The following is a 4,380-nucleotide window of genomic DNA, read 5'->3' on the forward strand; positions in this document are numbered from 1 at the left end:
AGCGCCCGCAGGTCGCCGTCGTCGAGCCGGGCGCCGATCTCGCCCGCCCGTACGGCCAGGTCGTGCGCGGCGGCGGGATCCGCGTCGAGCACCCCCAGGAACTCCGGGATCAGCAGGTAGCCCGACGCCGCGCACTCGACGCCCGCCTCCTCGACGAGCCGCCGGGACCGGGCGAGCCAACCGCCGGCCTGCGCCGTCCGGCCTCCCAGGAGCAGGCAGAACGCGATCCACCAGGCGTACCGCGCCGCCGCGGGACGGTCGCCCGCCAGGACCGCGGTCCGGTAGGCCTCGTCCCACGCTCGCTCGCACGTGACGTCGTCACCGAGGAGGAAGGCCGCGACGGCGCGTCGCCCGTGGTCGTCGACCGTCAACGGAGCACTCGACGCGGCGGCGTCGAACGCATCGGCCGCCGCGCGCCAGGACCGCGCGGCGAAGGCAGCGCGCGCGTGCTCGAGCGGCGATGTCACGGGGACAGTCTCCCCGACGGCGGGCTCGTGGGAAGGGATCGCTGACGACCTGTCACGCGTTGCGGGGCCCGTGGCGCGTGAGCGTCCACGTGGTCATGGCGACGGCGTCGCGGCCGTGGTGTTAACCGTGTCCTCCGCGTCCTCTGCGACGAACGCGCGCATGTGGGCGAGGCCGCCGCCCCGCCACATCGCCAGCGCCCAGATCGCGGCGATCACCGGCAGTGGTCCCAGTGCCGCCCACCACCGCGCGTTCGGCGGCACCAGGTCGCGGATCACCTCGGCACGGGGCCGACCGTCGACGCTGGCCGGCAACCACTCGTTGAGCAGGATCGCCAGCATCCGGGTCGTCTCGAACGGACCGACCGTCGTCGCCAGGATCCAGCTCAGGCACGCGATCACCAGCGCCCACGGCCAGGCGAGCAGGAGGGACTGGTCGTCGACGACGTCGGCGGCCGAGCGGATCGACTCGACGACGAAGGCGATCGCGAGCCCGACCAGCAGCACACCCACCTGGGCGGCGAACAGGTCGTCGACCACGGAGTGCGCCAGTTCGTCGCCCTGCCGGGTCGGCAGTCCCACCGCCAGGGACACCAGCCCGGCGATGAGGGCGACGAGCGCGATGGTCGACGTCTGGTCGTTGATCCGGCCGAACGAGTCCGAGAGGATGCGCGTCACCAGCCTCGACGACGCCGTGGGCGGAGTGCGGTAGACGACCATCACCACGACCGCGGAGATGGTGATCGCCATCAGCCATGCCACGGCGGCGGTGCAGATCGCGGTGAGCGCCACCGACCCGATGAGCGGCACCAGCAGGGCGTCGGTGTCCGCGCTGCCGCGCACCACGAGGAGCGGCACCACCCCGACGGCCAGCACGCCGACGGCGCGCAGCAGGAGCGGAAGGGAGAAGCGGGTGATGTCACCGGCGTCGAGGTCGGGATCGCGGCCGCGGATCGCGGCGACCTCGGCGCTCAGCACCGATCGCGTCCGGCGGAGGGAGCCTCGGACCGTCATGGCGCGATCCTAGGAAGCGCGACGCCCGGTTCGGTCGAGCTGCGGCCGGCCGACCAGGGAGAAAGTACCTCACCCGCCGCTGAACCGATCGCCTACGGCCGCGGCGACGTGGCGGCCCGCCGCCCGCGTCGCCAGGCGCCCGGCGCCTCGCCGACCTCCCGTTTGAAGGCCCGGTTGAACGCCGCCTCCGACCGGTACCCGACGGCTTCGGCGGCCTGCCCGACGCTGACGGCGCCCGCCGTGAGCATCCGCGCCGCGAGCTGCAGGCGCCACCTCGCGAGGTACTGCATCGGCGGTACGCCGACGTACGCGGTGAAGCGCTCGGCGAACGACGATCGCGACATCGCGACCTCGCGGGCGAGGCGTTCGAGGGTCCACGGCTCGGCGGGGCGGCCGTGCAGCAACTGCAGCGCAGCGCCCACCTGCGGGTCGCGCAGCCCCGCCACCCAGCCGCGGGCGTCGGGCGGCAGCTGGTCGAGGTGCGCCCGCAGGGCTTCGACGAACATCAGTTCGGCAAGCTTGGCGAGCATCGCCTCCCGCCCGGCGCCGCCGTGCCCGCTCGCCGCCACCGCCGCGTCCAGCAGGTGGACGACCCAGCGCCAGCTCACCTCCGACACCGGGGCGCGCACGATCCGCGGCAACGCCTCGAGCAGCGGGTTGAACGGTCGGGCGTCGCAGCCCAGGAACCCGCAGACGAACCGGCACCGCTGCGCACCCGCGTCCCGTCCGGTGGTGAGCGCGAACGGGAGGAGGCGGTCGACGGGCCGGTAGTACTGCGCCGCGTCGGGCGCACCCCGCATCCCGGGCGCGGAGGCCATGATGTTCGCGTCGCCCGCCGGGAAGATCACCATCTCGCCGGCCCGCAGCTGCACCGCGGCGTCCGGACCGTCCACGGCCTCCGCCCAGCAGGAGCCCTCGGTGACCACGTGGAAACCGATCACGCGGTCCGCGGCGCCCATCACCTGCTCGCCGATCGTGGCCGCGCTGGGGCTCTCGGTCGCGAACGGCGAGCGGGCGTCGACGTCGAAGAAGACCGCACCGGTCATGCGGACGGCGAGCAGGACGTCGGACAACACGTCCACCGCGCACCTCCCTGGACCTGCGGCAACCTCTCCCGGACGCCGGAGCACGAGGCCGCCGAGCTGCGGACATCCGGGCAAGAAGGGCGGTGGCTCGGGCATTCCGGCCGCGCGTCCGAGATTCCTAGTGTCGTCGCACGTCCTCCCGACCGGGAGTCCACACGCGGAGGTTTCCATGACCGAGAGCGCAATCGCCCGACCCGTGTCCGCCGACGAGATCCAGCGCGCCGTCAAGCGCTACCACGACGCGCTGAACAGCAATGACGTCGAGGCCGCCGTGGCCGCCTTCACCGAGGACGGGGTGATCGACTGCACGCCGCCCCCGGACGGCAAGACGTACGAGGGCTCGGCGGGGATCAGGGCGTTGTTCACCCAGCTCTTCGACCCGACGTGCGCGCGGACGTTCGACACCGAGGAGATGGTCGTCACCGGGGACCGGGTCGTGGTCCGGTGGCGCCACCACTGGGTCGATTCCGCCGGGCGCCGGGGTCACGTGCGCGGCATCGACGTCCTGCGCGTCCGCGACGGGAAGATCGCGGAGAAGCTCGCGTACGTCAAGGGTTGAGGGCGGGTCCTCGTCCGGCGGCGCTCGCCCCGGGCGACGGCGCACCCCGTGCCGTCGCCCGGGGCGGTTCAGGCCTCGCGCGGCGGCATCTTCCCTGCCGGCTACCGCCGATCCACCGTCCGAGCCCGCCGAACCAGGGACAGCCCGTCCCCACTCTCGGGGCACTGGATCGGATCTGCCTGCCGGGATCACCGGGGCGCCGCGGCAACCCCCACGCGCCTGGGAATCCGTCGGTCGCTGAGCGGATGTACGACGTGAGCGGGCATGCCGACATCTCGTACCGGCCCGGCGGCGGCACGACCGTGACCCTGCGGTGGCCGTCGTGAAGACCCTTGGTGATCGCGGCGGACGTGGGAAGGCGCTGGCGCGGGCCCGGGCGCCGAGGCTGACGGACCGGCCGCGACGCCGATGTGATCACTGGGCGCCCCCGGCAGGATTCGAACCTGCGCTCCCGCTCCGGGGCCGGTCGAAGTCGTGATCGCGGATTCCTTCGGGGAGTCCTCGATGTTGAGTGTGGCGAGCGGGAGTTCGCGGGCGATGCAGCAGGCGGTGATCCGGGAGTCGTTGACTGGCCGGGGTCGGCCCCGGAGTCGGGCGTGGGCCTGGGTCTCGCCCCGGATGGTGGCGACGCGCGGCAGCAGGGGAGGACGAAGACCTGGCTGAAATCGGTCCAGGCCGCGGGTCGTCGTTGTGATCCCAGCGCCGCAGCAGGTACGTCCACGGGCCAGCTCGCCGATCGTGACGAAGGTTGGTGCGCAAGCTAGGCCGGCGCGTCACCTTCGCGGCGGTGTAGCGGGCTGGCGGCCCACACATCGAGGAAAGCTACCTCGGCGGTCCTGTAGACGCGGCGCACGGTCTCGGCATCGGCTGCCTCGTAGACGCAGACGCATTTGGTGCCATCCGTCGAGATGTAGGAGCTGAGCCAGTGGACGTCGTACACGGGCAGGCATGGTGACACCTTGTCCGCGACCGGACTGCCTTCACTGAGGTCTATCGGCGGGTCGAACCGCTCCTCGACCATGATCACTGCCATGTGTCCTCCTTCGGGTGTGCGATGAGGGCTTCCGCCTTGGCGCAGAGCGCCTGGACGTGCCGAGGCCATTGGTTGCGGCCGTCCGCCGTGGCCTTCAGGTGAACCGTCCTGGCTTGAGGAGAGGCTCCTGATCTAGCAAGGAGACTGGAGCCATGTCCGCTCCCCGTAAGTTCGACGACGAGACCCGGGCCCGCGCGGTCCGCCTCTACCAGGACCGGTTGCGTG

The 4,380-nt window shown here is 72.5% G+C and carries 4 protein-coding genes and 1 pseudogene; 1 reads left to right on the forward strand and 4 read right to left on the reverse strand.

All coding sequences use genetic code 11. The annotated features are described in order from the left end of the window. From AB7F12_RS31600 to AB7F12_RS31610, 3 genes and pseudogenes are all read right to left on the reverse strand, one after another. Window positions 1-467, reverse strand: a pseudogene (locus AB7F12_RS31600) (hypothetical protein); the annotation flags it as partial. Window positions 468-560: 93 nt separating this feature from the next. Further along, the gene (locus tag AB7F12_RS31605) at window positions 561-1,478 is read right to left on the reverse strand and encodes a hypothetical protein (protein WP_428517282.1); all 918 of its coding nucleotides are present in this window, start codon (window positions 1,476-1,478) and stop codon (window positions 561-563) included. Between the two features lie 92 nt (window positions 1,479-1,570). Further along, window positions 1,571-2,560 (reverse strand): AraC family transcriptional regulator, encoded by a 990-nt coding sequence (locus AB7F12_RS31610; RefSeq protein WP_428517280.1) that lies wholly within the window; start codon window positions 2,558-2,560, stop codon window positions 1,571-1,573. 172 nt (window positions 2,561-2,732) lie between these two features. On the opposite strand from AB7F12_RS31610, the gene AB7F12_RS31615 reads away from it, so the two are divergent. Continuing rightward, window positions 2,733-3,122, forward strand: coding sequence for a nuclear transport factor 2 family protein (locus AB7F12_RS31615; protein ID WP_428517278.1), 390 nt, complete (start codon window positions 2,733-2,735; stop codon window positions 3,120-3,122). 760 nt (window positions 3,123-3,882) lie between these two features. Here AB7F12_RS31615 and AB7F12_RS31620 read toward each other — a convergent pair. Further along, window positions 3,883-4,155: a nickel-binding protein gene (locus AB7F12_RS31620; RefSeq protein WP_428517276.1), complete on the reverse strand. Its 273-nt coding sequence runs from the start codon at window positions 4,153-4,155 to the stop codon at window positions 3,883-3,885. Between the last annotated feature and the right edge of the window lie 225 nt (window positions 4,156-4,380).

Source organism: Pseudonocardia sp., assembly GCF_050250275.1.
Classification (GTDB): Bacteria; Actinomycetota; Actinomycetes; order Mycobacteriales; family Pseudonocardiaceae; genus Pseudonocardia.